General features: G+C 35.7%; 26 protein-coding genes and 1 pseudogene. 23 read left to right on the forward strand and 4 right to left on the reverse strand.

Going from position 1 to position 22,548, the window contains the following annotated elements:
* The first annotated feature begins 55 nt into the window (after window positions 1-55).
* The 21 genes and pseudogenes from AC6H33_RS00670 to tpx all read left to right on the forward strand — a co-directional run bounded on the left by AC6H33_RS00670 (window position 56) and on the right by tpx (window position 16,905).
* On the forward strand, window positions 56-574 hold the full coding sequence (locus tag AC6H33_RS00670) for a C40 family peptidase (RefSeq protein ID WP_497605072.1): 519 nt from the start codon (window positions 56-58) through the stop codon (window positions 572-574).
* Window positions 575-701: 127 nt separating this feature from the next.
* Entirely contained in the window at window positions 702-1,124 is a 423-nt protein-coding gene (gene rplM, locus AC6H33_RS00675) for a 50S ribosomal protein L13 (RefSeq protein ID WP_497605073.1), read from the forward strand.
* 10 nt (window positions 1,125-1,134) lie between these two features.
* Entirely contained in the window at window positions 1,135-1,524 is a 390-nt protein-coding gene (gene rpsI, locus AC6H33_RS00680) for a 30S ribosomal protein S9 (protein WP_497605074.1), read from the forward strand.
* A 113-nt stretch (window positions 1,525-1,637) separates the two neighbouring features.
* Window positions 1,638-3,134, forward strand: a complete 1,497-nt coding sequence (locus AC6H33_RS00685) for a peptide-binding protein (RefSeq protein WP_497605075.1) — start codon at window positions 1,638-1,640, stop codon at window positions 3,132-3,134.
* A 1-nt stretch (window position 3,135) separates the two neighbouring features.
* Window positions 3,136-3,774: an HAD family hydrolase gene (locus tag AC6H33_RS00690; RefSeq protein ID WP_497605076.1), complete on the forward strand. Its 639-nt coding sequence runs from the start codon at window positions 3,136-3,138 to the stop codon at window positions 3,772-3,774.
* 116 nt (window positions 3,775-3,890) lie between these two features.
* Window positions 3,891-4,448, forward strand: coding sequence for a pyruvate flavodoxin oxidoreductase subunit gamma (locus tag AC6H33_RS00695; protein ID WP_497605077.1), 558 nt, complete (start codon window positions 3,891-3,893; stop codon window positions 4,446-4,448).
* Between the two features lie 10 nt (window positions 4,449-4,458).
* Window positions 4,459-4,854 (forward strand): 4Fe-4S dicluster-binding protein, encoded by a 396-nt coding sequence (locus tag AC6H33_RS00700; protein ID WP_497605078.1) that lies wholly within the window; start codon window positions 4,459-4,461, stop codon window positions 4,852-4,854.
* On the forward strand, window positions 4,854-6,077 hold the full coding sequence (locus AC6H33_RS00705; protein ID WP_497605079.1) for a 2-oxoacid:ferredoxin oxidoreductase subunit alpha: 1,224 nt from the start codon (window positions 4,854-4,856) through the stop codon (window positions 6,075-6,077). Before AC6H33_RS00700 ends, AC6H33_RS00705 begins: the two co-directional genes overlap by 1 nt.
* Window positions 6,078-6,087: 10 nt before the next feature.
* On the forward strand, window positions 6,088-7,044 hold the full coding sequence (locus AC6H33_RS00710) for a thiamine pyrophosphate-dependent enzyme (RefSeq protein WP_497605080.1): 957 nt from the start codon (window positions 6,088-6,090) through the stop codon (window positions 7,042-7,044).
* A gap of 317 nt (window positions 7,045-7,361) precedes the next feature.
* The gene (locus AC6H33_RS00715) at window positions 7,362-9,353 is read left to right on the forward strand and encodes a putative bifunctional diguanylate cyclase/phosphodiesterase (protein ID WP_497605081.1); all 1,992 of its coding nucleotides are present in this window, start codon (window positions 7,362-7,364) and stop codon (window positions 9,351-9,353) included.
* A gap of 27 nt (window positions 9,354-9,380) precedes the next feature.
* Window positions 9,381-10,706 (forward strand): NFACT family protein, encoded by a 1,326-nt coding sequence (locus AC6H33_RS00720; RefSeq protein WP_497605082.1) that lies wholly within the window; start codon window positions 9,381-9,383, stop codon window positions 10,704-10,706.
* A 104-nt stretch (window positions 10,707-10,810) separates the two neighbouring features.
* Window positions 10,811-11,119, forward strand: coding sequence for a hypothetical protein (locus AC6H33_RS00725; RefSeq protein WP_497605083.1), 309 nt, complete (start codon window positions 10,811-10,813; stop codon window positions 11,117-11,119).
* A gap of 37 nt (window positions 11,120-11,156) precedes the next feature.
* Window positions 11,157-11,912, forward strand: coding sequence for a phosphatidate cytidylyltransferase (locus AC6H33_RS00730; RefSeq protein WP_497605084.1), 756 nt, complete (start codon window positions 11,157-11,159; stop codon window positions 11,910-11,912).
* Window positions 11,913-11,915: 3 nt separating this feature from the next.
* Window positions 11,916-12,986, forward strand: a complete 1,071-nt coding sequence (dxr, locus tag AC6H33_RS00735) for a 1-deoxy-D-xylulose-5-phosphate reductoisomerase (protein ID WP_497605085.1) — start codon at window positions 11,916-11,918, stop codon at window positions 12,984-12,986.
* Between the two features lie 12 nt (window positions 12,987-12,998).
* Window positions 12,999-13,733 carry an NAD-dependent epimerase/dehydratase family protein gene (locus tag AC6H33_RS00740; protein ID WP_497605086.1) on the forward strand — a complete coding sequence of 245 codons (735 nt, stop codon included), beginning with the start codon at window positions 12,999-13,001 and terminating at the stop codon, window positions 13,731-13,733.
* A gap of 66 nt (window positions 13,734-13,799) precedes the next feature.
* Entirely contained in the window at window positions 13,800-14,090 is a 291-nt protein-coding gene (locus AC6H33_RS00745; RefSeq protein ID WP_497605087.1) for a DNA methyltransferase, read from the forward strand.
* Between the two features lie 53 nt (window positions 14,091-14,143).
* On the forward strand, window positions 14,144-14,827 hold the full coding sequence (locus tag AC6H33_RS00750) for an HNH endonuclease (RefSeq protein ID WP_497605088.1): 684 nt from the start codon (window positions 14,144-14,146) through the stop codon (window positions 14,825-14,827).
* 7 nt (window positions 14,828-14,834) lie between these two features.
* Window positions 14,835-15,053: a hypothetical protein gene (locus tag AC6H33_RS00755; protein ID WP_497605089.1), complete on the forward strand. Its 219-nt coding sequence runs from the start codon at window positions 14,835-14,837 to the stop codon at window positions 15,051-15,053.
* A 23-nt stretch (window positions 15,054-15,076) separates the two neighbouring features.
* Window positions 15,077-15,307 (forward strand): annotated as a pseudogene (locus tag AC6H33_RS00760) (DNA adenine methylase); the annotation flags it as partial.
* The gene (gene tsaD, locus AC6H33_RS00765) at window positions 15,304-16,281 is read left to right on the forward strand and encodes a tRNA (adenosine(37)-N6)-threonylcarbamoyltransferase complex transferase subunit TsaD (protein ID WP_497605090.1); all 978 of its coding nucleotides are present in this window, start codon (window positions 15,304-15,306) and stop codon (window positions 16,279-16,281) included. The pseudogene AC6H33_RS00760 and the gene tsaD, both read left to right, overlap by 4 nt.
* 120 nt (window positions 16,282-16,401) lie before the next feature.
* A complete protein-coding gene (gene tpx, locus AC6H33_RS00770) occupies window positions 16,402-16,905 on the forward strand; it encodes a thiol peroxidase (protein WP_497605091.1) in 504 nt (167 codons plus the stop codon).
* Between the two features lie 134 nt (window positions 16,906-17,039).
* On the opposite strand, the gene AC6H33_RS00775 is transcribed toward tpx, so the two are convergent.
* The 3 genes from AC6H33_RS00775 to AC6H33_RS00785 are packed head-to-tail and all read right to left on the reverse strand — an operon-like array spanning window position 17,040 to window position 20,604.
* A complete protein-coding gene (locus AC6H33_RS00775) occupies window positions 17,040-17,591 on the reverse strand; it encodes a GNAT family N-acetyltransferase (RefSeq protein WP_497605092.1) in 552 nt (183 codons plus the stop codon).
* Between the two features lie 6 nt (window positions 17,592-17,597).
* Window positions 17,598-19,694 (reverse strand): helix-hairpin-helix domain-containing protein, encoded by a 2,097-nt coding sequence (locus AC6H33_RS00780; RefSeq protein ID WP_497606009.1) that lies wholly within the window; start codon window positions 19,692-19,694, stop codon window positions 17,598-17,600.
* Window positions 19,690-20,604, reverse strand: coding sequence for a DUF234 domain-containing protein (locus tag AC6H33_RS00785; protein ID WP_497605093.1), 915 nt, complete (start codon window positions 20,602-20,604; stop codon window positions 19,690-19,692). Before AC6H33_RS00785 ends, AC6H33_RS00780 begins: the two co-directional genes overlap by 5 nt.
* A 77-nt stretch (window positions 20,605-20,681) precedes the next feature.
* Here AC6H33_RS00785 and fliK point away from each other — a divergent pair, with 77 nt between their 5' ends.
* On the forward strand, window positions 20,682-22,052 hold the full coding sequence (fliK, locus tag AC6H33_RS00790; protein WP_497605094.1) for a flagellar hook-length control protein FliK: 1,371 nt from the start codon (window positions 20,682-20,684) through the stop codon (window positions 22,050-22,052).
* Entirely contained in the window at window positions 22,049-22,300 is a 252-nt protein-coding gene (locus AC6H33_RS00795) for an EscU/YscU/HrcU family type III secretion system export apparatus switch protein (protein WP_497605095.1), read from the forward strand. Before fliK ends, AC6H33_RS00795 begins: the two co-directional genes overlap by 4 nt.
* Window positions 22,301-22,304: 4 nt before the next feature.
* Here the strand turns inward: AC6H33_RS00795 and AC6H33_RS00800 are convergent, their stop codons facing one another.
* On the reverse strand, window positions 22,305-22,529 hold the full coding sequence (locus AC6H33_RS00800) for a hypothetical protein (RefSeq protein WP_497605096.1): 225 nt from the start codon (window positions 22,527-22,529) through the stop codon (window positions 22,305-22,307).
* Between the last annotated feature and the right edge of the window lie 19 nt (window positions 22,530-22,548).

Raw genomic sequence — 22,548 nt, forward strand, 5'->3', positions numbered from 1 at the left:
CCTAAATTTTATAAAACAAGTAGTAAAATCCCACAAATTTGTAGAAGGAGAATAAGTGATAAAAAGTTTTTTTGCTGTTGCTATCATTCTTCTTTACACAACCGTTTTTGCTGATATACAGCGTGATGACGATTATGAGTTTCCATCTATAAGTGAAACTATGATTATTCAAGAGCCATTGACAAGTAGAGTATTGTCAAAAGCACAAGAGTTTTTAGGTACCCAATACAAGTTTGGAAACAAGGGCGATAAAAAGACTGATTGCTCAGGTTTTACACAGCAAGTGTTTGGAGAATTTGGTATCACTCTTCCAAGATCTGCCTCGGAGCAATCAAGATATGGCAAAAAAATAGATATTAAAGATTTAAAAGTAGGTGATTTACTCTTCTATCGTACATATAAAAAAGCGCCATCACATGTAGCTATATATGCAGGAGATGGGAAAATAATTCATGCTTCATATAAAGGTAAAAAAGTTCAATACGATAAGATAGATAAGCAATATTATAAACAGCGTTTTTTATACGCCAAACGTATTGTTCCAAAATATGAAGATTTTCAACAACGGCGATAAACCCTCTCTCTAAACCTTAAAAAAACCATAAATTAAGTTATTTGTAAGCAAAAGAAGATATACTTTCGCCAATTAAACAGGCATCTAAAGATGTTGATGTTAAGAAAATTACTTGAAAGGTTCAAGAATGAAATTTACGAAAATTGCAACTCCTGAACAAATCGATCAAAAATGGGTTTTGATTGATGCTGAAGGTAAAACTTTTGGTCGTATTATTACTGAAGTAGCAACTATACTTCGCGGTAAAAATAAGCCATGTTTTACTCCAAATATCGACTGTGGAGACTATGTTGTAGTAGTTAATGCTTCAAAAGCAAAATTCAACGGTCTTGGTAAAATTGCTAACAAAGAGTATTTTTCATACTCTGGCTACTTCGGTAGTGTTAAAAGTACTAAAATGACTGAACTTTTAGAGAAAAATCCAGAGAAGCTTTACAAATTAGCTACTCGCGGTATGCTTCCTAAAACTAAGCTTGGTGCTAAAATGATTAAAAAATTAAAAATTTATGCAAGTGCTGAACATCCTCACTCTGCACAATTAGCAAAGTAAGGATAACTATATGAAAAAAATATATGCAACAGGTCGTCGTAAGGCGTCAATCGCAAAAGTATGGTTAACTCCAGGTGCTGGAACTATGACAATCAATGGTCTTTCATTAGACGCATGGTTAGGCGGATTAGAGGCTAAAAAACTTCGTGTTAAGCAACCTCTTGCTCTAACAAAACAAGATACATCAGTAAACATTGTAGCTACAGTTTTAGGCGGTGGTTTCGGTGGTCAGGCAGACGCACTTCGTCACGGTATTTCTCGTGCTTTGGTAAGATTTAATCCAGAGTTAAAAGCTATACTAAAACCTGAAGGTATGATGACTCGTGATTCACGTGTTGTTGAACGTAAGAAGCCAGGCAAGCGCAAAGCTCGTCGTTCTCGTCAGTTCTCTAAGCGTTAATCGCTTCAAGAACAATTTTTCAGTGCATTGCGCACTGGAAATATCCTTTCCTAACTTTTTATTAACATTCTCCTCTATTTTACTTTGGTATAATCACTCAAAAAAGAGTAATTTTGCGCTATTTACTACCTCTGATTTTATCGCTTCATCTTTTTGCATCAACACTTCACTTAGCCACATCTACCAATCCATCGAGATTAAATCCTATCTTAGCAACAGATTCTAGTTCATCAGAGATTAGCGGTTTTATATTTAACGGACTTGTAAAGTACGATAAAGATTTATCAACAATAGTGGGGGATTTGGCGGAGAGTTTTTACTTTGAAAATGAAAAAACTCTTTTATTTAAACTTCGCTCTAATGTAAAGTGGCATGACGGAGAAAAGTTTAGTGCAAATGATGTACTCTTTACATATAACACGCTTATTTCACCAAAGATAAGTTCTCCATACAGCTCTAACTTTAGATTTGTAGAGAGTGTTGAAGTTGTTGATGAATTAACTCTAAGAGTAAGATACAAAGAGGCCTATTTTAAGGCATTAGAGACATGGATGATGGGTATTTTGCCACAACATCTATTGCAAAATGAGCAAAATTTAATGAGCTCAAGTTTTAACACAAACCCAATAGGAACAGGCGCATACAAGTTGCATCAGTTAGAGTACTCTAAAAATATAGTTTTAAGCGCATTTGATGAGTATTTTGAGGGACGCCCAAAGATAGATGAAATCTCGTTCCATATCATAGCCGATCCAATGACTCGTTTTTTGATGCTCAAATCAGGTTCTCTTGACATCGGAAGCATCGAACCTATGCAGTATGAGAGGCAGTTAGATAAGAGCTTTTTTGATAAGTTTGATATTTATGAAAATATATCTCAATCATATACCTATCTGGGATTTAATTTAAGAATTGAGAAATTTAAAAATCCAAAAGTAAGAGAGGCGCTCTCTTTGGCAATTAACAGAGAAGAGTTGGTAAAGATACTTTTTTTTGACCATGCCAAAGTTTGTACTGGTCCTTTTCTTCCAGCAACAAATGCTTTTAATGAAGACGTAAAAGCACCTAAGCAAAATATTCAAAAAGCAAAAGAGCTTCTTCGTGAGGCAGGATACAATGAGTCAAATCCATTTACATTTGAGATTGCTACCTCGAATTCAAGTGATACAAGACCTTATGCCGCGCAAATACTTCAGCATCAGCTAAAAGAGGCTGGAGTAGTTGTAACTCTTAGAGTGATGGAGTGGCAAGCATTTTTAAACATGGTTGTATTTCCAAATAAATTTGATAGTGTACTCCTTGGATGGGGACTATCTCCTACCCCTGACCCATATATGTTTTGGCATAGTGATAGCGATAAGCAAGGTGGATTTAATCTTGTTGGATACCACAATGCTGAGATGAACAAAATGATAGAAGATTCTCAAAGTATGATAGATTCTAAGGAGTTGTCTTTAGTCTGGAAAAAGATGTTTAAGACAATAACTGATGAGAATCCATATCTATTTTTATTCATTCCAAACTCAATAACAACAGTAAGTAAAAAGATAAAAAACGTAAAATCAAGCCCAAGTGGAATTTGGCATAATTATATAGAGTGGGAGAAGTAATGTGATAATTTTATTTGATTTGGATGGTACTTTAATTGACTCAACGGAAGCTATTTTAGAGTCATTTCATCACTCGTTTGATAGGCATGGGTATGAGAGTAAAAAAGATGAAGAGATAAAAGCTCTCATAGGTTATCCGCTTGATATTATGTATGAAAATTTAGGGGTAGATTCAAAAGAAATTTGGGATTTGGTTGCAACTTATAAAGAGCATTACAGAGATATTTCAACACAAAAAACAGAGCTTTTAAAGAATGCACAAGAGGCCGTTTTATTGGCTAAAGAGTTCGCTACGCTTGGTATTGTGACGACAAAAACTGCACAATACTCCAAGCTATTGATGGAGCATTTTGATTTGATGCAGTACTTTGAAGTTTTAATAGGTAGAGAGGATGTTCAAAACCCAAAACCTAACGCTGAACCTATCCTAAAAGCTTTGGAGAAAATGGATACAAAAGATAGAGAAATATGGATGATTGGAGATACAAAATTAGACCTTATTGCTGCAAAAAACGCCAATGTAAATTCCATAGCGGTATTGAGTGGATATGATAATTTAGAGACATTAAAAAAGTTTACAAATGTTATATTAAATGATGCGCTAGAAGCAGCGCTTTATCTGCAAAATAGGAAAAAATAACACACTTTTCTTAGTTATCACAAAAGAGTAAAACCTCAAGCTTTTTTTAAGAGCAACTTGTCTAAAATAAGGGGTAAAGTAGAATTTAGGTTCTATATAAAAAAGAAGGAGAGTTAATGCTAGAGATTAGATGGCATAGTCGTGCTGGACAAGGCGCTGTTACTGGTGCAAAGGGTTTAGCGGATGTTATTTCTACAACTGGTAAGCATGTACAAGCGTTTGCATTTTATGGATCTGCAAAACGTGGAGCAGCGATGACGGCTTACAACCGTGTAGATGATAAAGTAATTATGAATCATGAAAAATATATGAGACCTGATTATGTTTTTGTTATCGATCCTGCCTTAGTTTTTACAAGTGATGTAACGATAAATCATAAAGACAATACAAAATATATTATTACAACTCACTTAACTACAGAAGAACTACTTAAAGCTCAGCCTAAACTAGAAGGCAAAGAAGTTTATACAGTTGACTGTATAACTATTGCCAATGAAACTATTGGTCGTCCAATTCCAAATACACCAATGCTTGGTGCATTTATGAAAATTTCTGGGATGTATGATATAGAGTTTTTTAAAGAGAGTATGCAGAGAATTCTTGGGAAGTTACCACAAAAAATTATTGACGCAAATATGTTTGCTATTCAGCGCGCATATGACGAAGTAAAGTAAGGAATTGGTTATGGCAAAAAAAGGATGGGATGAGTTTGAAATCGGAGCAATGCTTCGCACTTTCGACGGGAAAATAGACGATATTGCAGGAACACAACAAGAAGATCGCGCATATTCACAAAGTAGTTCTTATACTGCAAGTGTTGCCGATTGGAGATTAATTAAACCAATTTTTAACAAAGACTACTGTATAGATTGTCAATTTTGCTGGATTTATTGTCCAGATGTTTCAATTATTGCAAGAGATAAAAAATTAATCGGTGTTGATATGGATCACTGTAAGGGGTGTGGAATATGTGTTGAGGTTTGTCCTACAAACCCAAAATCACTCTTAATGTTCCCAGAACAAGCAGACGAAGAGACGGAAATAGCTTCGTGGCCTAAAAAAGATGAGAAGGAAGAGTAATGGCATTTGACAAAATGGAATTAAGAGATATTGAAGTATGGGATGGAAATTTTGCCGCTGCTCAAGCAATGAGACAGTGTCAGATTGACGTTGTTGCAGCTTACCCTATTACTCCATCAACCCCGATAGTTGAAGGTTATGCACAGTTTTTAGCAGATGGTTATGTTGAGGGCGAATTTGTAATGGTTGAGTCTGAACATGCTGCGATGAGTGGTTGTATTGGCGCTGCTGCGGCTGGTGGTCGTGTTGCAACTGCTACATCATCTCAAGGTTTTGCACTAATGGTTGAGACACTTTACCAAGCTTCTGGTATGCGTCTTCCAATCGTTTTAAACGTTGTAAACCGCGCACTTGCTGCTCCACTAAATGTAAATGGCGATCACTCAGATATGTATTTAGGACGTGATAGTGGTTGGATACAACTTGATGCATACTGCCCTCAAGATGCTTATGATTTAAATTTCATAGCGTTTAAAGTAAGTGAAGACCATGAAGTAAGACTTCCGTGTATGGTTCATCAAGATGGCTTTATGACTTCTCATACAGCACAAGGTGTTCATACTTTAGATGATGATACAGCTTATGGTTTTGTAGGCGATTACAAACCTATGAATGATATGCTTGATTTTGAACATCCTGTAACACATGGTGTACAAACTGAAGAAGATTGGCATTTTGAGCATAAAGCTCGTCAACATAATGATTTGATGACAAAAGTTATGCCAAAAATTCAAGCAGCATTTGATGGTTTTGAAAAGCTAAGCGGACGTAAATATAATATCGTTGAAAAGTACGATATGGATGATGCTGATGTATGTGTGGTTTGTATGGGTACATCAGTTGAAACTGCTCGTGAAGTAGCAACTGAGATGAGAAAAGAGGGAATCAAAGCTGGTGTTGTAGGCATTCGTGTTATCCGTCCTTTCCCATTCTTCCAAATCGCAGAAGCTTTAAAAGATGTTAAAGCGATTGCAACACTTGACCGCTCATCTCCAAATGGTGCGCCTGGAATGTTATTTAACGAAGTAGCTGGTTCACTTTATAATACACCAAATAGAGCACTTCTCTCTGGTTATGTTTATGGACTTGGTGGACGTGACTTAACTAAAGCACATTTAGTGTCTCTATTTAAAGAGCTACAAGTAAATGTTGATGCTGGTAAAGTAACTACTCAACTACAACAGTTTATCGGTGTTCGTGGACCGAAGCTGGCATATTTATAAGGAGAAAACTATGAGCGAAATGAAAAATATAAAAAACTTAAAAGAGTTTTCAACATCAGCTGACCGTTTTGAAGGAGCTAACCTTTTATGTCCAGGTTGTGCACACTCTATTATTGTTCGTGAAGTGTTAAACGCTACAAATGATGATTTAATTCTATCGGCATCAACTGGATGTCTAGAGGTTTGTACGGCTGTTTACCCATATACTTCGTGGGATGCTTCTTGGATACATATCGGATTTGAAAACGGCTCAACTGCAGTTGCAGGTGCTGAGAGTATGTACAAAGCACTAAAGAAAAAAGGTCGCCTAAAACAGCCAGATCGTAATCCTAAATTTGTCTCTTTTGCAGGTGATGGTGCATCTTATGATATCGGTTTTCAGTGGATTTCTGGATGTATGGAACGTGGGCACAATATAATGCACGTTGTTCTTGATAATGAAGTTTACGCTAACACAGGTGGACAAAGATCATCTTCAACTCCAATTGGCTCATCAGCTACTACGTCTCCAGCAGGCCGTGTAAGTTATGGAGAGAAAAAAAATAAAAAAGATATGATATCTATCATGGCTGCACATGGTATACCATACGCTGCTCAAGTTGCTCCAAATAAATGGAAAGATATGGTTAAAAAGATTCAACATGGTTTCTCAGTAGATGGACCTGTATTTATCAATGCTATTTCACCATGTACTACGGAGTGGAAATTTGATCCTAAAGATACAATGCATATCACTGACTTATCTACTGACTCTTTAGTATTTCCTCTTTATGAGATTATTGATGGTAGAGAGTTAAACATCACTTACAGACCTAAAAATGTTATTCCTGTTGAGGAGTATCTAGCTGCTCAAGGGCGTTTTAAACACCTTTTTAAAGATGAATATAAGTATCTAATAAAAGAGTGGCAAGAGCGTGTAGATTCTAATTGGGCGTATTTACAACGTCGCGAAGAGTCACGCGTATAAGTTTTTGACGCTTTTTGCGTCAAAAAACTTCTATTTTATTTTATTTATGAAGATTTCTTCGCCTTCTTATCACTACGTTTTTCTTTTAATGATTTCTCAGGCTTTTTCTTAACCGCTTTTTGAACATCTTTACCTTTTGCCATTGCATCTCCTTTTTTTACCAATTGTATATGATATATACTTAATAGAAGACTTTTTAATATACAAAATTTTATTATGTTAAATAGTAGAATTAATTTTTGTTTTAATTCTTAAACTATACCCAAGGCATCCGCTTTTTTATGTATAATTAAAAACACAAAAAAGAAAGATTCAAAATGCACAAAAAAGATATAAAGAGCTATAAAAATGCATTTCTTATAGCAATAATATATTTTATAGCAGGAGCTCTATGGATAGTATTATCTGATGTAGCTGTTGCACTTATTGTAGAAAAAGCAGAAGACATTACTGCCATACAGACATATAAAGGGTGGTTCTTTATTTTTATTACAACTATAGGTCTTTTTTTATTAAGCTATTATTTTTTTCATACCATGTATATAAATTATGCTAAAAATATTGAAGAGAGCAAAGCGTTTTTAAAAACAAAAGAGGAACTCAGTGAGAGCAAGGAGACTATAAAGTTCTCACAGACAGAGCTGTCTCGTCATGGAAAGCTTCTTGATACGATAATAAATGGGCTTCCTGAGGCTATTTTTGCAAAAAATATCGATGGAAATTATATACTATTTAACAATGGTGCCTCAGATATGCTAAATATATTTCCAGATGAAATTTTAGGAAGAGGAGACGAGATTCTCTTTGCACAAAAAGAAGCCGCAAATATTCAAGAAGAGGAACAAAAGCTTCTTTATCATAAAAAAATCATAACAAGAGAAGAGATACATATTGTAAACAAGCAAGAGAGAGCTTTTTTAACAACAAGAGGAGTTCTTTTAGATAATGATGATGAAGTATTTGGGATATTTGGGATAGCAAGAGACATTACTGAGCAAAAAGAGTATGAGAAGTTTTTGCTTGACTCTAAAGAGAAATTTTATAAGCTTTCACATATAAACCACGTAACTGCATTGCCAAACAGGCTTAGTTTGAGTGAATTCCTTAGTGAAAAATGTACAAAAAACCTTCCTTTTTCACTTATACTTTTTGATTTGGATGAGTTTAAAATAGTCAATGACTCTTATGGTCACCGTTTTGGAGATAAGCTTCTCTTAGAGATAGCAAATACCCTAAAAGAGCTCTTTGGCTCAAGCGTATTTATAGCTTGTATCGGTGGAGATGAATTTGCAATAGTAATAGACTCAAACAATATAGATGTAATAACCATCTTGATGCGAAAGCTTCATGCTACGCTGAATAATCCTTTTAAAATAGAGATGACAGATGTATATATAACAGCTAGTTCTGGGGTCTGCAGCTATCCAGATGATGTAAAAAATGTTGATGAGTTGTATCAAGCGGCAGATACAGCTATGTACAACGCAAAAAAATTGGGTAAAAATAGATTTAGTTTTTATGATGCAAAGTTTAAAAAAGAGGCTATTACATATACCAAAATGGTTACAAACCTTAAACATGCTATCGGAAAAGATGAACTTGAATTATACTATCAAGCTCAAAATAGCGCTACTAGCGGTAAAATTATTGGAACTGAAGCACTATTGCGATGGAAGCATGATGGCAAAATGATACCTCCAAGCATTTTTATACCTCTTGCTGAAAAGAGCGGTTTGATTATAGAGGTAGGAAACTTTGTCTTAAAGAGTGGCTTTGAGATGGCACAAAAATGGCATCATCAAGGAGTCTTTGATGGTAGAGTATCGATAAATGTATCAATAAGACAACTAACACATCTTGATTTTTTAAAAACTTTAAAAGAGCTCTTGTTTGAGAGTGGATGCAAGGCTTCGTGGGTGGAACTTGAGATAACAGAGAGTTACATCTTGGAAAATCCAAAATTGGCGATAGCACTTTTAGAAGAGCTAAAAGAGCTTGGTTTTAACATCTCTATGGATGATTTTGGTACAGGTTACTCATCTCTTTCGTATTTAAAAAATCTTCCTATTGACAAACTAAAGATAGATAGATCTTTTGTAACAAATATACAAAATGAGCCAAAAAATCAGATAATTGTAAAAACAATCATATTTTTAGCAAAAGAGTTAGGCATACATATTTTGGCAGAGGGTGTTGAGACGCAAGAAGAACAAGAGTTTTTACTTCAAAACGGTATTGATTCTATCCAAGGCTTTTATTATCATAAGCCTGTGTGTGCAAAAGAGATGGAGAACCTTATGCTGGGGTAATTTCTATATATATGATAAAATCACATTATGAAACTATCACACCTAAAGCAGATTCTTAATCTTCTGCAAAAATTTACAAAAATTTCATCAATTTACAGAGTTAGTGACACTATCATAAAGGTTGCCTTTGATAGAGATGATGAGCTTTACTTTGAGATGGCGCGTTCTAACTCTAAGATATTTAAATGCGCCTCTTACGCTCGTTCAAAGGTCTATAATGCACCTTTTGATGTACTCTTGGCAAAACGATTTAATCGTGCAAATATTATAAATGTAGAACTTTTTGGTGGCGATAAAATAGTTCGTTTTAAAACTTCAGTTGCTTCTGCTTATAAAGAAGAGATTACATACTTGCAGTTTGAATTTACTGGAAAATATACAAATGTAATCATCTTAGACGAGAATGAAGTAGTGCTAGAAGCACTGCGCCATGTTGACCTTTTTTCATCATTTAGAGAGGTTAGGGTTGGACAAAAATTACTAGCTGTTCCTTCTGCACCATTTGAAGCAAAGGAGTATATCCTTGAAGATGTTGAGCAGTTTTTATATGATGAGTATGAGCAAGAAGAGAGGGAAAAACTAGCCTCTTTAAAAAAACAGAAAATCTCTATCTTAAACAAAAAACTAAAAAAATTAGAAAAACTATATAGTACGCTAGATGATGAAGATGAGCTAGAAGCAGAGGCGCAAAAATGTAACCATTTTGGAAATCTTCTTCTCTCTAATATGCACTCAATTCGTCCATACCAAAGAGTAGTTGAGCTTGATGATTATGATGGAAAAAAGCAAAAAATAGAGCTTCATAAAGAGTTCTCAACTCCTGCGCTAATGGCAAACTCTCTTTTTACTAGAAGCAAAAAAGCAAAACAAAGAGCTTCTCATATGCATATAGAGAGAGCGTCATTGGACTCAAAAATAGAGCATATAAAGCTCTTTGTTCATACTGTAACAGAGGCAAAAGATATGGCAAAAATACAGCTTTTATTTCCAAAAATAGTACAAAATAAAAAGATAAAAACTAATGATTCTGTTGAGACATTTTGGATAGAGGGGTATAAAGTGGCCCTTGGAAAAAACGAGAAAGGAAACATAGAACTTCTTCAAAGTGCTCGTGCAAAAGATATTTGGATTCATATGAAGGAGCGTCCATCAGCGCACGTAATCATTACAACAGATAAGCAAAATGTTCCTGCATCCGTTATAGAGGGCGCGGCAAGATTGTGCGTAGATTTTACGATGTTTGAGAAAGACCGCTATTTGGTCGATTATACTCCTAGAAGAGAAGTAACAATCCAAAGCGGTGCCAATGTACTTTATAATAAGTATAAAACCATAGAAGTTGACACAAGATAAAGAGTTAAAACAGATACTTCTGAGACGAATGTGTCAAGCTTTAGTGCCACAGTGGTTTATCCTCTTTGGCCCTGAGCTAACGAAGTAAAATTAAGGGAGATAAGATGGCAGTAGGTTTAGTCGCAAATACGATTTATGTAAATCAGCAAACAGCTACGGTATCTTCTATCCATAATGCACATAATAACCGTATAGAGTTTCAAAATATTGCAGCACAAGCAGCGGCTCAAGAAAAAGAGACTGAGGTTATAGAAGTACGCCCCGCCGAGGAGAACCATGCCGTTGATGCAGAGCGTGAGCATCAAAAAAATGAAGCAGACCAAGAGAGTGCCAGAAATAAAAAAGAGAAAAAAGAACCGCAAGAGGAAGAAGAGCAATTGGAGCCACTGCACATACTCGATATTAAAGTGTGATAGGTTATAATCATTTCATTTTTACAAGGGATTTTATATGAGTATATTTTCAACTTCTAATGAGAGAGTTAAAACTGGATTAGTTCTTGTAGCTGCAGTGCTTCTTATAGGTGTTATAGATAATTTTTTCCTTATGTGGGCGGCTTTAGGCGTCGTGTATATTATTGCTTTTAAAGAGGCTCTTGCTCTTTATAATTTGAAAAACAATTATTTGCTCTACTATGCTTTAGGACTTTGGCTAATTGCAGCGATTTATCCATATAGTGATGACCTTTTTGTTCTTGCTGGTGTTGCTTATGCGGGTGCAGTCGCTTTTAACAAAAATCTTTCTTGGAAAAACTTCTTTCCATTTATGTATCCTACTGCTGGGATGCTATTTATCCTCTCGATGTATCAAGAGTATGGGTCTTTAGCGCTTCTTTGGCTCTTGGTTGTTGTCGCTCTTACTGATGTTGGCGCATACGTTGTTGGTAAAAGTATAGGAAAAACGCCATTTAGTGAAGCTTCTCCAAAAAAGACTCTCGAAGGTGTTGCTGGCGGTGTAGTTACTGCAACAATTGGCGGTATGTTTGTCGGTCTTGGCATAGTTGATTTGGGTGTCTCGTTTATCATCTCTTTTATGGTCTCAGTTAGTTCAATTTTTGGCGATTTATATGAGAGTTCACTAAAAAGAGCTGCTGGAGTAAAAGATAGCGGAAATATTTTGCCAGGGCACGGCGGAGTTTTAGACAGAATAGACGGCTATCTATTTGGTTCAGTTGTTATGCTTATTTTACTAAGAGGCTTGGTTTAACTTTTGATACTTCTAGGCTCGACTGGCTCCATAGGCGTAAACACACTTGAAGTTGCTAAAAAATTCTCTATTAATGTTGAGGTTTTGGTAGCTGGAAATAATATTGAGCTCTTAAACTCTCAGATAAAAGAGCATCAGCCTCGAGTTGTAGTTGTAGCAAATAAAGTTGATGTAGCTCGAGTAAATCACGATAATGTTTTTTACGGGCAAGAGGCTATTTTAAGAGCAATAGAGGATTCTAGTAGCGAGTTAGTTGTAAACGCGCTTGTAGGCTTTTTAGGACTTCGCCCGACACTAGAAGCTCTTGAATGCAATAAGCGAGTAGCTCTTGCAAACAAAGAGTCACTTGTTGCTTGTGGAGCATTTATAGACACATCAAAGATTCAGCCTATAGATAGCGAACATTTCGGACTTTGGTATCTTATGCAGAATCGCCCTGTAGAGAAGATGATAATTACGGCAAGTGGCGGTGCATTTCGCGATTGGGACATATCAAAACTTCAAAACGCTACTTTAGCAGACACCCAAAAACATCCAAACTGGTCGATGGGACAAAAGATAACCATTGACAGTGCTACAATGGTCAACAAGATGTTTGAGCTTTTAGAGGCTAGATGGCTCTTTGGCGAGGGCAATTATGACGCTATCATCGAGACAAAATCACTCATTCATGCTCTCATAGATTTCAAAGACGGCTCAACAACCGCTCACTTTGCAAATGCTAGTATGCAACTACCCATTGCCTTTGCAATTAATGGAGCGGTAGAGGAAAACATACTTCCGCATATAGATTTGTTAAAAGTAGGCTCTTTGGAGTTTCGCGAGATAACGAGCCAAAGATATCCTGTCTGGCAGATAAAAGAGGAGCTCCTAAAAAATCCAACACGAGGCACAGTTATAAATGCCGCAAATGAAGCAGCGATAGAGAAGTTTATATCCCGTGAGATTGGCTTTATGGATATATCAAAATCTATCATAAAAGCGTATGAGAAGTTCACTAACGAACCAAAAAGTGTTGATGATGTGTTTGCGCTTGATAAAGAGGTTAGAGAGTTTGTAAAAATTGATAAATAGGGTATATACAAGATGAATAAAAATAAAATAGTATTTGTAGCAGGTGCTACTGGAGTTATAGGAAGACGACTTTGTAAGATGTTAGTTAATGATAACTATATAGTTTATGGAACTTCAAGAGATAAAGAAAAAGTCAAGATACTTGAAGTAATCGGAGTAAAGCCAGTTATCATTGATGTCTTTAATAAAGAGGAGTTAGAAAAGGTTTTGATGAACATTAAACCATCTATCGTTTTTCATCAACTAACCGACCTACCAGCTGGACTAGACCCAGAGAAAATGGATGATGCACTAGTAAGAAATGCAAAACTTAGAGAAGAGGGTACAAAAAACTTAGTTGATGCTTCAGTAAAAGCAGGTGCTCGGATGATGATTGCTCAAAGTATCGCATTTGTGTATGAACCAGCTCCATTGCCTCATACTGAGGAATCGACACTACTAAATTTTGATGACCCAATTTATGGCTTAACTTCTCGTGCTATAGCAAGTCTTGAGAAGCAAGTAACAAACGCTCCATTTATTGGTGTTGTTTTAAGAAATGGACTACTTTATGGAGAAGGTACAGGATTTGATGCTCCAGTTGATTTTGTTCCTCCGCTTCATGTTGATGCTGCTGCACATGCTGCATTTTTAGCAATCAACTCTAAAGAGAGTGTTATTTATAATGTATCTGATGATGATAAAAGGTTGTCAACCAAAAAGATAAAATCTGCACTTGGCTGGAGTCAAGATTATAGAATAGAGTAGTTATAAAAGATTTGAATTAGCGTGTTTTTTACAACTAATTTACTTAAATTCAAGGAATTTAGAAAAATGAAATTTAATGACTTAGATATCAAAAACTGGAAAGAGTCTGACATAAACACAGATTCTCTTTGGGTGATAAACGAGAGGGATAAAAGCGGAAAACATAAAAATGTCTATCACGGCAATTTTATTCCCCAGATTCCAAATCAACTTATCAGACGATACACAAAAGAAAATGATGTTATTCTAGAGCCTTTTATGGGAAGTGGAACTACGCTTTTTGAATGTGAAAAACTGCATCGAAAACACATAGGATTTGATATAAACTCATTGATACTTGCATATGTCAAAGTATAGATAATATCAATAATTTGTGAAAAATAAATTTAACTCTTATGAAGGAAAATATTGTGCATAAAGATTTGACATATTCAGAAGCTATTGAAAAAGTTTTGATAGATAATGGTGGTTATGCACCATTAAAATATATTTATGAAAATATTGAAAAATATAGAAACAAAACAGGGCTTACTCCAGATAATACAATTCAAGAAAGAGTTCAAAGAGACAATAGATTTACCAGAATTGCAAAAGGTATCTATGCTTTAACTGATTTTGTTAATGGATTAGAAAATAGTGGTGATAAATATATTGAACTTACAGACACTGAAGTAGTAATAAAAAAAATAAAAAGAGAAGAAACTGAAAAAATTGTAAATCAAAAAATTAGAATAGGACAAAATGATTTTAGGCAGGCTTTATTAAAAAGTTTGAAAAAATGCCCTATCACAAATTTAGATGAAAAAAGATTGTTAATTGCTAGTCATATTAAACCTTGGGTATATTGTGATAATAACGAAAGACTTGATATCAACAATGGATTTTTATTGTCTCCTTTATTTGATAAACTATTTGATAAAAGCGTAGGACTTATTACATTTACCCCAGAAAAAGAAATTTTAATATCAAATAAATTGACAAAAGATAATATTCAAAGGTTGGGTGTAATACATAGACAAATAATTGAAGATTTGCCTATTAACGGTAGGGAAGATTTTTTGGAATATCATAGAAGATATATTTTTCAAGGCTAATAATAAAATGAAAACATATAAATACCAATTAGAAGTGGAAGTTGTAATTGATGAAAGACATATCAATGAAAAATACTCAAATTATAAATGGAACTATAACTCAATAAAAGATTTTGCTGATTCTTTAGTGCCTGAAGAAACCTATGAAGCAGATACTGATATGTCTAAAGATGGATTAGAAAAATGGGGCTACAGTATTACAAAAAAACGAACTAGGATAAAATAATGTGTTTTAATCCGTTTACTAAAAGTTTTGAAGATCTCATAAAAAACGCAAACTTCAAATACATTTTCTTAAGCTATAACAATGAGGGCATCATAAGTGAAGATGATATAAAAAATATCATGTCAAAATATGGAACGTATGATTTAAAAACAAAAGATTACCAAAGGTTTAAAGCTGATAAGATAGAAAATAGAAACCATAAGGCAGATTTAACTGATGAGTATCTGCATATATTACAAAAGGATGGATTTTGATACTAAGCATTGAAAGCTCTTGTGATGATAGTGCAATAGCTATAACAGAGATTGCCACTAAAAGGCTTCTTTTTCATAAAAAAATCTCCCAAGAGCTAGAACATAGCGTTTATGGCGGTGTTGTTCCTGAACTTGCAGCAAGACTGCATGCAGAAGCACTTCCTCGCATACTAGAAGAGTGTAAGCCGTATTTTAAGGAGTTAAAAGCGGTCGCTGTTACAACAACTCCAGGACTTAGCGTAACCCTAGTTGAGGGTGTAACTATGGCAAAGGCAGTATCTATCGCTCTAAACATTCCTATAATCGGTGTTAACCATTTGGTTGGGCATATATACTCCTTGTTTGTAGAAAAAGAGGCACACTTTCCTCTAACTGTTTTGCTAGTCTCTGGCGGACATACTCAGGTTATGGAAGTAGAGAGCCTAAGAGAGATAAAAACAGTTGCAAAGAGTATGGATGACAGTTTTGGCGAGAGCTTTGACAAGGTAGCTAAGATGATGAAGCTTGGCTATCCTGGGGGTCCAGTTATAGAAAAACTCGCACACGATGGCGATAGAAAAAGATATAACTTTACAGTTCCTCTTCATCAATCTCCGCTTATAGCTTTTTCATACTCAGGATTAAAAAACTCTGTTCGCCTTGCTGTTGAAGCAGGAAGTGAAGAAGATTTTAAAGATATAGCGGCTTCATTTGAGCATATAGCAACCGCTCATATTATCCAGAAATTAAAAAAGTATTTTAAAACAACACCGCCAAAAACATTCGCTATTGTCGGCGGAGCAAGTGCAAATCTGTACCTTCGTGCCTCAATAGAGGAGCTGTTAAAACCTTATGGGGCAGGTTTATTGCTTAGTGAGTTAAAGTACTGCTCAGACAATGCTGCGATGATTGGAAGGGTAGCGGTTGAGATGTACAAAGAGGGTATGTTTAGTGATTTAAACAGTTTGGAAGTTTGTCCAAAAAGTGTCATTTAGCTTAACTAAGCCTTATTCAGAACCGCCCCTGATTCTAATTAAGAGCGATATTATCCGATTTCAAATATACTTCTTCTATCAATAAAAAAGATAAACAACAAAAATAAAAGGATTCAAAAAATGGCAACAACAAAATTTAAAGGTACAGATGTACAATTATTAGGAAATGAAGTAAAAGTTGGTGATAAAGCACCTCAGGTTACAGTTGTAAACTCAGATGGTTTAGGCGATGTAGTAGTAGGTGGTGCTCAAGGGCATAAGCAACTAATCATAGTTGTTCCTTCACTAGATACTGGTGTATGTGCTACTGAAACTCGTAACTTTAACGCAAAAGCTTCTTCTTTAAATGGTGTTAAACCAGTTATCGTTTCATTAGACTTACCATTTGCAGCTGGACGTTTTTGTTCAACTGAAGGTATCACAAACTTAACTGTTACATCTGACTTCAGAAACAAAGAGTTTGCTAACGCTTATGGTGTTTTACTTGGCGGTTCAGTTCTTGCTGGTGTTACATGTAGAGCAATCTTTGCTGTAAATGAAGAAGGTATCGTAACTTACAAAGAAATCGTTCCTGAAATCACTGAAGAGCCAAACTACGACGCTGCATTGGCTGCTGTTAAATAATTTTTACACGAATACAGAGTCGCTTATTCTCCTAAGTGACTTTTTTAAAAGGTATTTTACACTTACCTTTTATTTTATATCTCCCCCTCCTCTTTTAAGGGCTTTATGCCCTTTATAAATCAGGTTTTATTGCTTTAATCCATCCATTTTCTAGGGTCATAACCATCACTTGGTCTTACAACTCTCTCGTTAGATATTTTTTTAACCATAGAGATAGCTTCAAGCCCATCAATAGGGCTTAAATGCAAAGAATTTTCAACTTCAACAAATCCAAAATTTTTAAAATAAGAGAGTGCTTTTTCATTGTTTAGCACACTTACACTTATCTGCTCAAAGAGTGCTCCAGCTTCTAATAAAAGTTGCTCAAGCATAGCCTTGCCTATACCTTTGCCTCTATATTCTGGTTTTACTCCGATTGAGAGAACTGCTGTTTTCTCATCTATAAAGCCAAAAGCATTATCACTCTCTTTTAGTAATCTTATCCAAGCAGCACCTGCTATATTGTGCCCACTTAGAGCATACAGCCCTAAATCTTTTGAGCTTAGTCCATAAAATTTGCTAAAGATTTCAAACTCTGAGAAATCTTCAACGCTCTGGCTTATCTCATCTAATCTATAAGCGTATTTAAGCATATCAGTTGCTATCTTCTGCTCGGATGATCTTAAAAAATATAGTGTAGTATTCATGTCTGTTTACGCCAGAGAGAGTCCGACTTTTCCTTTTTCTTCATCTATTGAGATTACTTCTATCTGCGGGAGATACTGGTTTAGCGATAGAACTTCCAGCGGATGCGATACTTTTGTTGGAGCCATTTTTGAGATATGAATCATCCCATCATTTTTAAGCCCGATGTCCACAAACGCTCCAAAATCAGTAATATTTCTAACAACGCCTGATACGAAACTTCCTACATGTAGCATCTTTATATCTGTTATGCCATCTTTAAAAGGTATGGGTGGAAGCTCTTCTCTTGGGTCATATCCAGGTTTACAAAGCTCTTTTATGATGTCTCTTAGAGTCTCTTCTCCAACACGAAGCTCTTTTGCTTTTGCTTGGATGTCAATATTTGTCAAATCAAGCGCAGTAAGTTTTTTTGCAACCTCATAACTCTCGGGGTGTATGCCACTGTTGTCAAATATATTTTTAGAGTTTTTTATGCGGATAAAACCAACAGCTTGTTCATAAGCTCTCTTGCCCAATCCTTTGACTTTTAAGAGCTGCTCTTTTGTTTTAAAGGAACCGTTCTCTTCTCGAAAAGAGATGATATTTTGCGCAACTTTTGCGCCAACTCCAGCGACATAAGATAAGAGCGAGAGAGATGCTGAGTTTATATCAACACCTACACGATTAACCAAATCTTGCGTTACATCTGTTAGTTTTTTCTCTAAAAGCTTCTGGTCTACATCGTGTTGATACTGCCCGATACCTAGCGATTTTGGGTCAATTTTGACAAGTGCGGCCATTGGGTCTTGAAGTCTGTGAGCTATGGAGATAGCGCCTCTAATAGTTACATCAAGGTTTGGATACTCCTGTGTGGCTACTTTTGAAGCTGAGTAAACAGAAGCACCCGCTTCAGAGACAACTGTGTAGTTTAAGTTTGCACCCTCGTCTTTGTTTAGACGTGCAAAAAACTCTTGTGTCTCACGTGAGCCTGTGCCGTTTCCGATAGCTACACCTGTAATGTTGTACTTATCTTTAAAGGCTAAAACCCTCTTTTTTGAGTTTTCATAATCATTTTGAGGCTCTGTTGGATAGATAACGCATGACTCTAAGTAGTTCCCGTTCTCATCAACAACCGCTAGTTTGCACCCAGTTCTAAAAGCTGGATCCACTCCTAAAATGACTCTTTTTGTAACTGGAGGAGTCATGAGGAGTTGATTTAGATTTTTGCCAAAAACAGATATGGCAGAGATGTCGGCTCTCTCTTTTAGCTCAGAGTTTACTTCTCTCTCAAGTGAAGGCAGAAGAAGACGTTTTAGCCCATCTTTGTAGGCTTCAAAAAGAAATTCTTTTGAGGAGGAAGCATTACGAGGGATTTTGTACTCTTTGATATTTGCTTCTATCTTTTCTACATCTATGGTTATCTTTACGCTTAGCTCTTTTTCACTTACCCCTCGCATAACTGCAAGATAGCGGTGAGATGGTATGTAGGCTACTCTCTCGCTCTTGCCATCAAAGTTTTTAAAGAGTCCATTTTCGTCAAATGTTTTTGTTCTTTTTATCTCTAAAACACCACTGCGAAGCATCATATTTCTTATCGCTTCACGTTCACGAGGCATATCTGCATAACGCTCTGCTAGTATATCTTTTGCGCCATCTATGGCGTCATCAACTGATGAGAGTTCACCTTTTACAAACTCTTTTGCTTTTGTTTTAAACTCATCAGCACTAAGTTTTGCAGACTCTAAAATATTTGCAAGAGGTGTTAAACCATTTTGTACAGCAGTTGCAGCGCGAGAGTTTTTCTTCTCTTTATATGGACGATAAATATCCTCTAAAACCCTCATAGTATCGGCATCTTCTATACTTTTGCTAAGCTCTTGCGTGAGAGTTGCTCTCTCTGAAATGAGTCTTTTTATCTCCTCTTTTCTCTCCAAGAGTTTTTTAGCCGCTATGTAGATAGTCTCAAACTCTCTTAGCACTTCATCATCAGCGCCGCCAGTCATCTCTTTGCGGTATCTTGCTATAAAAGGGATGGTAGCACCCTCATCAAGAAGTTTTAAAATATTTTCTATATGCTCTTTTTTTAACGCTGTTTTTTTGGTTAGTAGGTTGATTAGATTATTAATATCTCTTTCCCTCGCACTCTATAAAATCTTTAGGGCTTAAATCTTCAACTAAACTCTTGAAATTTTTAAGAGTTATGAGTTTTAAACTCTCGCCTTTTAGGGCTTTTAGCTCATTTGAAAAGCCACTCTTTGAGACGATAACCGAGATACTTGGAGTTAATTCTGCAATGTCGCACTGCTCATATAACTTTGTAAGAGCTGTTTTTTTGGTTTTTTGATTTGAGTAGCGACTAGTTCCTGCTATGATTTTTCCAGACTTTGTTTTTGCCAAAATCTCTATCTCACTCTCTCTATCCCAATAACTGCCTATCTCAAGAATCGGGTCATCTTTAAAACTATTTTTTATAACTTCGATAGAGAGCTTTTTAAAAGTTTGTTCATATAGTTCAATTTTACGATTGGCAAAACTCTCTTTTGCCTCTTTAAAATCTCCCTCTTTTATGCTCTTAAAATATGGCGAGACAAAGGCAAACCAAAAGCGCATAAAAGGGGTGTTGAAGTTTAATCTCTCGTCAATCTTCTCATCAGAATTTATCGGAGCTTCAAGAGAAAATTCAGCTCTAAGAAGATTTTTTGCACAAAGCTCTCTTATCGCCTCTTCGCCATCCGCTCTTGAGACTCTAGCTCTCTTAAGTGCAGAGTGAACTCTTCCATCCCCAATAGCAACGGCACTGAGTATCGCATGGCTACTCTTATCGCTTTTTGTTATTTTAGTTATATCTGAGTGGATGTAGGTGTAGTTTTTTAAAACCTTGCTCTCTATAAGCTCTTCAAGGCTCTTTGACATATCTACGCTCCAGCTCATACCGCCAAAAACTGCAAAATACTCTATCGCACTCTCTAAATCTGCTGGAGAGTTTTGAAAGTAAAAAGAGCGAAATTGTTCTAGAAGTGAGGGACGTTTTGCCATAATTGAGCCTTTGGAGTGTTTTTAAAATTATACTTGATTAACATACAAAAGAGCCTGAGAAATGATATACTTTAAGCATGATTAATCTATCTCTTGATAAGCATCTTGGCATCATGACACCAGCTACTAACAAGGCGTTAGCTACTGTTTTAAGGGAAGCATCTCCTAAAGAGTTGGAGATGCTTAGTAAAGATAAAGATTTAAAGTCAGTTATAACCTCACTGCTTAAAGAGAGCACTCAAAACGCAGACTCAAACAAAACTCTTTTAACACTTGTAAAAAACAATCCGACACTTAAAGATTTGGGCAATGTATCTTCCACAATTAAAGATTTGCTGAGTTCAATAAAGAGCGATAAAGAGCCTCTAAAAATTCAGAGCACACTTGAAAAATTTACTCTAAATACGAAAGAGATTGGCTCTGAAGTTTTGAAGCAAAAACTCCAAGATTCAGGTATTTTTTTAGAGTCAAAACTAAAAAATGTACAAAACCCGCAAGTTGAGCTAAAAAATACTCTGCTCTCGCTCGAAAAAAGTATAGAGAAAAGTTCTTTCCCAGTTGCTAAACTTGTTGTACAAAATATAAGAGAGCTCCTAGCAACTCCAACTCTAAAAGATGCCACAAATATGGCTCTCTTGGAAGCTCCAAAAGATGAGAAGGCTATTTTAAAAGGCATTGTAAAAGAGGTTGGCGAGATAGTCTCAAAACTAAATGATGCGCAAAAAAGTTTAGAAGTTATAAAGAGTAAAACGCAGATGCCAGAATTTACTCAATCAAAAGAGGGGACAAAACAAAATGAGATACAAAAAGCTCCAGATATTATAAATAGCAAAGTTCAGACATCGGAGCCTCTTTTATCAAAAGAGACTCTCTCGCTAACCTCAAAACTCACACTCTTTACAGATGCACAGAAGTTGCTTCCACATGAAGATGTAAAAGATATACTCTCAAAAGATTTAAAAGCAATTTTACTCAAAACTACAGATGAAGCGCTAAGGGCATCACATCCAAATCAAAGCGAGATAACAAAACAAGTAGACAAGCTCCTTCTTCAGATAGACTACTTTCAACTGCTCTCACATCTCTCTTCATCATCACTCCTTTATGTTCCCTTCTCTTGGGATGCTCTTGAAGAGGGAAGTATAGATATAAAAAAGGATAAAAATTCTGCATTTTACTGCGATATAGATTTGAAGCTCAAAGAGTATGGCGAGTTAAAATTAAAACTCGCACTCTATGAGGAAAATCAGATAAATGTTCACATCTACTCAGATAACAAAGATTTTAAAGAGATTGTAAAAGAAAATATCTCCTCTCTTAGAAGTGCGCTTATAGAGGCACAAATCATACCTAAAGAGATACGAATATTTGATGCAACTAAAAAAAATCCATCTCCTTATGGACAAGAACAAAGAGAGATAAATATGGGATTTGAGATAAAAGCATGAAAAAAGCAGCAGCGCTTAGATATGATGTAGAAAAAGAGGGGGCACCTCGCGTAGTTGCAAAAGGGCAGGGTAAGAGTGCTGAGAATATCATCAAGATAGCCGAGCTTCATAACCTTCCAATAAGAAAAGATGAAGACCTCATAGAACTTCTCTCAAAAGTAGAGCTGGACAAAGAGGTTCCCACTGCCCTATACAAGGCAGTTGCGGAGGTTTTTAGCTTTATATATAAGGTAACTAAAAAAGAGTAGATTCTTACTGATACTCTGATATTTTAGTTATATCTATCCCTTTTTCCTTTAGTTTTTTTCCTATTTCAACTATGGTTTTGTTGTATTTTTCCGTCTCCATAAAGCCTTCATAAGCATCCATAGTGCCCTCATAAACTTTTGCTGCTATATTTTCAACTGCTCCAATTGCTTTTTGCAACTCCTCATCCAAATACTCAACTGTATCGCCTAAAATTTCTTCTTCTTTCATGGTTGCATCCTTTTTTTAA

It is taken from the genome of Sulfurimonas limnophila (assembly GCF_059705345.1).

What these genes read in the sequence shown, in the direction of transcription:
- rplM (WP_497605073.1), top strand. Translation starts at nt 702, where the DNA reads ATGAAATTTACGAAAATTGCAACTCCTGAACAAATCGATCAAAAATGG.
- rpsI (WP_497605074.1), top strand. Translation starts at nt 1,135, where the DNA reads ATGAAAAAAATATATGCAACAGGTCGTCGTAAGGCGTCAATCGCAAAA.
- AC6H33_RS00695 (WP_497605077.1), top strand. Translation starts at nt 3,891, where the DNA reads ATGCTAGAGATTAGATGGCATAGTCGTGCTGGACAAGGCGCTGTTACT.
- AC6H33_RS00700 (WP_497605078.1), top strand. Translation starts at nt 4,459, where the DNA reads ATGGCAAAAAAAGGATGGGATGAGTTTGAAATCGGAGCAATGCTTCGC.
- AC6H33_RS00705 (WP_497605079.1), top strand. Translation starts at nt 4,854, where the DNA reads ATGGCATTTGACAAAATGGAATTAAGAGATATTGAAGTATGGGATGGA.
- AC6H33_RS00710 (WP_497605080.1), top strand. Translation starts at nt 6,088, where the DNA reads ATGAGCGAAATGAAAAATATAAAAAACTTAAAAGAGTTTTCAACATCA.
- AC6H33_RS00715 (WP_497605081.1), top strand. Translation starts at nt 7,362, where the DNA reads ATGCACAAAAAAGATATAAAGAGCTATAAAAATGCATTTCTTATAGCA.
- AC6H33_RS00720 (WP_497605082.1), top strand. Translation starts at nt 9,381, where the DNA reads ATGAAACTATCACACCTAAAGCAGATTCTTAATCTTCTGCAAAAATTT.
- AC6H33_RS00725 (WP_497605083.1), top strand. Translation starts at nt 10,811, where the DNA reads ATGGCAGTAGGTTTAGTCGCAAATACGATTTATGTAAATCAGCAAACA.
- AC6H33_RS00730 (WP_497605084.1), top strand. Translation starts at nt 11,157, where the DNA reads ATGAGTATATTTTCAACTTCTAATGAGAGAGTTAAAACTGGATTAGTT.
- AC6H33_RS00740 (WP_497605086.1), top strand. Translation starts at nt 12,999, where the DNA reads ATGAATAAAAATAAAATAGTATTTGTAGCAGGTGCTACTGGAGTTATA.
- AC6H33_RS00745 (WP_497605087.1), top strand. Translation starts at nt 13,800, where the DNA reads ATGAAATTTAATGACTTAGATATCAAAAACTGGAAAGAGTCTGACATA.
- AC6H33_RS00755 (WP_497605089.1), top strand. Translation starts at nt 14,835, where the DNA reads ATGAAAACATATAAATACCAATTAGAAGTGGAAGTTGTAATTGATGAA.
- tpx (WP_497605091.1), top strand. Translation starts at nt 16,402, where the DNA reads ATGGCAACAACAAAATTTAAAGGTACAGATGTACAATTATTAGGAAAT.
- AC6H33_RS00775 (WP_497605092.1), bottom strand. Translation starts at nt 17,591, where the DNA reads ATGAATACTACACTATATTTTTTAAGATCATCCGAGCAGAAGATAGCA.
- AC6H33_RS00785 (WP_497605093.1), bottom strand. Translation starts at nt 20,604, where the DNA reads ATGGCAAAACGTCCCTCACTTCTAGAACAATTTCGCTCTTTTTACTTT.
- fliK (WP_497605094.1), top strand. Translation starts at nt 20,682, where the DNA reads ATGATTAATCTATCTCTTGATAAGCATCTTGGCATCATGACACCAGCT.
- AC6H33_RS00795 (WP_497605095.1), top strand. Translation starts at nt 22,049, where the DNA reads ATGAAAAAAGCAGCAGCGCTTAGATATGATGTAGAAAAAGAGGGGGCA.
- AC6H33_RS00800 (WP_497605096.1), bottom strand. Translation starts at nt 22,529, where the DNA reads ATGAAAGAAGAAGAAATTTTAGGCGATACAGTTGAGTATTTGGATGAG.